Origin of the sequence: Microbulbifer sp. (assembly GCF_051659245.1) — a bacterium.
GTDB lineage: Bacteria > Pseudomonadota > Gammaproteobacteria > Pseudomonadales > Cellvibrionaceae > Microbulbifer.
On sequence record NZ_JBOFOC010000200.1, the window covers coordinates 1 to 4,221 of the forward strand.

At 61.3% G+C, this 4,221-nt stretch carries 3 protein-coding genes; 2 read left to right on the top strand and 1 reads right to left on the bottom strand.

What is annotated here, in order from left to right:
- Window positions 1-156 precede the first annotated feature (156 nt).
- Entirely contained in the window at window positions 157-1,455 is a 1,299-nt protein-coding gene (locus tag ACRC0P_RS18765) for a hypothetical protein (protein ID WP_438632833.1), read from the bottom strand.
- Between the two features lie 619 nt (window positions 1,456-2,074).
- Between ACRC0P_RS18765 and ACRC0P_RS18770 the strand changes: the two genes are divergently transcribed.
- Window positions 2,075-3,151, top strand: coding sequence for a branched-chain amino acid aminotransferase (locus ACRC0P_RS18770; protein WP_438632834.1), 1,077 nt, complete (start codon window positions 2,075-2,077; stop codon window positions 3,149-3,151).
- Window positions 3,152-3,525: 374 nt separating this feature from the next.
- On the top strand, window positions 3,526-4,122 hold the full coding sequence (locus tag ACRC0P_RS18775) for a Yip1 family protein (RefSeq protein WP_438632835.1): 597 nt from the start codon (window positions 3,526-3,528) through the stop codon (window positions 4,120-4,122).
- Window positions 4,123-4,221 lie beyond the last annotated feature (99 nt).

Sequence of the window (4,221 nt, forward strand, 5' to 3'; positions counted from 1 at the left end):
GATCGGACTGCGCTTCGTAGCTCAGATCGATCGCGGCCATGGACGGATGGCCGCCCCGCCGCTCCTACACGGGGAGCCGTGTTGTCACCTTATGTTCGACAGCTTCTGTTATCCAGAGTTGAAACTTCCCGTCCGTTCCCACGCCATTTTCCCGCTTCAATCGAATACGAAGCGCTGCACTATGCCTGTGGTGTCCACCGGTTCACCGTCTGCGAAGCGCGGGCGGAATTTCGCACGCTTGAGTACATTGCGCACTCGCGAACGGATGCTCACGCTGTTTTCCGGCCTGGCATCCAGTATCCGGATATTGCGCGCCTTGCCGAAAGCGGTCACGTCGTAGGAGACGGTGACGTAGGACTGCGCCAGCGCTTCGCGGTCCTCTTCCAGTATCGGCAGTGCCGGCAGCGCCGCGGGGCGACCGAAAATATCCTCGATCTCCCGGTTGGTGGCGCCGTTGTCCCACAGCGCCTGGTAGGCCTCACCGTAGGTTTTCTTCGCCGAATGCCACTTGTTGAACATCATATACCAATCGCCCAGTTCCACCTTAGCCTTGGCGGAGGCCGCCGGGGGGGACTGGGGATTTTTCTGGTAAACGTCGACGATGCGCGCAATGGCATTTTTGCCGGAGCTGAAACTGTTCATGCGGTAGTGGTCCAGCTTGGATCTCTGCGGGTCCATGCCGTTGCCTCCGCCAAAGCTGGTGTTCACCACTATCGCCTCCTGCGGCTCACCCTTGTAAGTCGCCAGGTAGTAGTTGGTGGCCTTGAGACCGCGCAGGGCCTCCACAAGGCGCAGGTCGTTGGCGCCGAAGTTCTGGGTGATGATATCCACCGCCAGGGTGTAGAGGTTGGTGGCGCTGATCAGGTGCTCGAACAGGGTAGCCCCTTTTTCCTCTACGTAGGACTGCAGGTGCCAGCGGCTCAGGTTGTTGATGACCGGCAGCATGCGCGGGTCCTTTTCCCCATAGTTGCGCGCGTGCAGCCAGAAGAGATACTGCTGGTTGTCGTTGGCTTCTTCCCATTGCTGCAGCGCGATCTGGCTGCTGATCATGCGCTCGATCATGGGCACCTGGTTCAGCGAGTAGAGACCCTCGTTGACCCGGTTGATCAGCATGGCGCGGCGGAATTCGCCGATCGCCTCTTCGTGGGCGCCGGCTTTCTGCAGCGCTGTGGCCAGGCCCAACAATTGCTCGTCGATGCCCGCGCCGTAGGCACCCTGTTCCGCCTCCAGTTCTTCGATGCGGGCGCGGTAGTTCTCCACCGCCTCCGAGGGGCGCAGCTGCCGCCTGGGTGTCTCCAGGGGTTTCGACGCGGCCTCGATATAGGCGGGAGGCGGAGCTTTGGAATCGACGGCGGTGGCTGTGCCTTCTTCCGCGTAGGTGTTACCACACAGCAGAGCTGTGGCCGTAAACATCAAGCCGATAGCAAAATTGTTGCCGATTTCTGTCTGTGTCACGGTTGAACCACTTCTGTTCCATGTTGTACTTCACCCGTCTCGCGCTCTGTCGGGAACGGAGAGCCGGGCACGAACTCCGCTCGGGCGCTGTGGCCGTGCGGATTTTCTCTCCCTGAAGTGTGGTTCTTGCACAATCCCTGACTGTGCCCGGAGTGATTGTTCTTTCCGGTGGCAGGTTGCCGGCCCGCGGATTCAGGCGGCGCCGTGACCTGTAAGCGCGCCCCGTATCTGCTGGGGTGCGTAAAAATGAGTATAGCCAAGGGGCGCTTGTCACTTGCGATTGTGGCGGCAGTTGCGCCCGATGCATCAGATCCTGTTCACCTGTTCGGTGTAGCAGCCCGGCATGGGGAAGGCGTGGGCAATACACGGATATTAGGAAACAGGTGCCAGTAATTTTGTGTCGCAGTTAAAAAAAATGGATCGGCATCATAAAAAGTTTTTTCCGGGGGGGCGCCGCTCGCCGGCTGCCGGCAATCCAGCCGAATGCGAAATGTCTGTCCTATTCCGTTTGGGGATAATCTACAGAGTTGTGCGTGAATGCGCCTTCCGTTGGGCGGAGGGTTTGGCTTCGATCCCGGCAAGCGCCATAATCGGCTCGTGAGTTAGCAGGAGAGAATCAGTGAGTATTGATATACACCCCGCTGTAGCCAGCTGTCTGCGTGGCTTTGAAGTGCCCGAGCGGCTGGGTTTCGGCAGCGTGATGGCGCCGGTCATGTTCCGCGCCCGCTGTCAGGACGGCTGCTGGAGTACCGGCGAACTGGTCCCCTATGGACCGCTGGCGCTGGACCCCGCGGCCAAGGTGCTGCACTACGCCCAGTCCTGCTTCGAGGGCATGAAGGCCTACCGCACCCGGGACGGTGGGGTCAGCCTGTTCCGCCCGGAGCGCAATGCCGCGCGCATGGCCCATTCCGCCGAGCGGCTGTGCATGCCGCCGGTGCCGGAGACTCTATTTATGGACGGCGTGCGCACGGTGACCGCCTACTGCGCCAACCTGGTGCCGGCGAGCAGTGGTGAGTCCCTCTACCTGCGCCCCTTTCTGCTGGGTACCCAGCCGGATCTGTCGGTTTCCGCCAGTGCCTCCTACGAGTTTTACGTGATCGCCAGCCCCTCCGAGGTCTATCACGCCGGCAACATGCGCCTGTGGATGGAGCGGGAGGACTCCCGCGCGGCGGTGGGCGGCACCGGCGACAGCAAGGTGGGCGGCAACTACGCCGCCTCGCTGCTCTCCATCGCGCGGCTCAAGGAGCGGGGCTACGACCAGTCCCTGTGGTTGAACCCCGGCAACCGGCGTACCGTGGACGAGCTCTCCGGCATGAACTTCTTCGCGGTGATCGACGGCGAGCTGCACACCCCGGCCCTGAACGGCTCGATCCTCGAAGGGGTCACCCGGGACTCGCTGATCACCCTGGCCCGGGAACTGGGCTACACGGTGCACGAACGGGACATCGATATCGACGAACTGCTCGCCCGGGTGCGGGACGGCAGCTGCAGCGAGGCCTTCGCCTGCGGCACCGCGGCGATCGTCAGCCCGATCAGCGTTCTGGGGGACGACAGCGGGGAATCCCCCCTCTCCTCGGCCCCCGGCTCGGTGGCAGCGTGCCTGCGCGAGACGCTGCTGGATATTCAGGAGGGGCGCGCGGAGGACCGTTTTGGCTGGATGCGGCCGGTGGAAGTGGTCGATATCAATGACCAATGATCGGTGATCAATTTCCTCTGTAGGAGCGGCGGGGCGGCCATCCGCCCATGGCCGCGATCGATCTGAGCTGCGAAGCGCAGCCCTATCGCGGCCATGGGCCGCTCCTACGGGGGGCGGATCTCGGGGCAATCGGTATCAATTTTTTCCTGCACAATGTTTCCAAAGGAAACGCAAACAAAACTTTCCCGCCAATTTAATTTCGATCGTTGACTTGTGCGACCCAGGTGTTACAACGATAAGTGCAACAATAAGAAAGACTGGAGCTTTGGGAATGGCCTCTAAGCGGTATTCCTCACTTTGATAAGCAGTATCCAGATCAAACTGAGCAATTGAGGACTCTCCCGAGTTTCTTGCAGTGTAGTGAGGAAAACGGGATGTTGAACCATACGTTCGGACTGCTGCTACAGCCTCGTCGGCAGTGGCAGCAAATCGGCAGCCTGTCGGAGAAAAATCTCCGCCGGCAAATTCCCTATGTGATCGTGCTGGCGCTGCTGCCGGCGCTGGCCTGGTATTTCGGCACCACCCGCGTGGGCTGGAGTATCGGTGGCGGCGAGCCGGTGCGCATCACCAGCAACAGCGCCCTGTCCCTGGTGGCGGTGTTCTACTGCACCATGGTGCTGGCGGTGGTGGCCATCGGTTATTTTATTCACTGGATGGCGAAAACCTACGGCGCCAGGACCTATCCCATGAAGGGCATGGTGGTCGCCGGTTTTACCGCAACGCCCATCTTTATTGCCGGCGCGGCCGGCTTCTACCCGCTGCTGTGGCTGGATATCCTGCTCGCCACCCTGGCGGTGGCCTATGCGGTGTACCTGCTGTACCTGGGTATTCCCATCGTGATGGAGGTTTCCGAGGAGCGCGGCTTCCTGTTCGCCAGTGCGATCGTCACTGTCTCCATGGTGATGGCGGTGCTGGTGATGGTGGGCACGGTGCTTTTCTGGAGTTTTATTTCCGCGCCGGTATTTCACTGATTTCGGGACCCGGGACCCGGGATCGCCCCCCTGGAAAAATCCCCCTGGTAGGAGCGGTCCGGCCGGGAGCGGCCCATGGCCGCGATCGGACTGCGCTTC

What these genes read in the sequence shown, in the direction of transcription:
- ACRC0P_RS18775 (WP_438632835.1), top strand. Translation starts at nt 3,526, where the DNA reads ATGTTGAACCATACGTTCGGACTGCTGCTACAGCCTCGTCGGCAGTGG.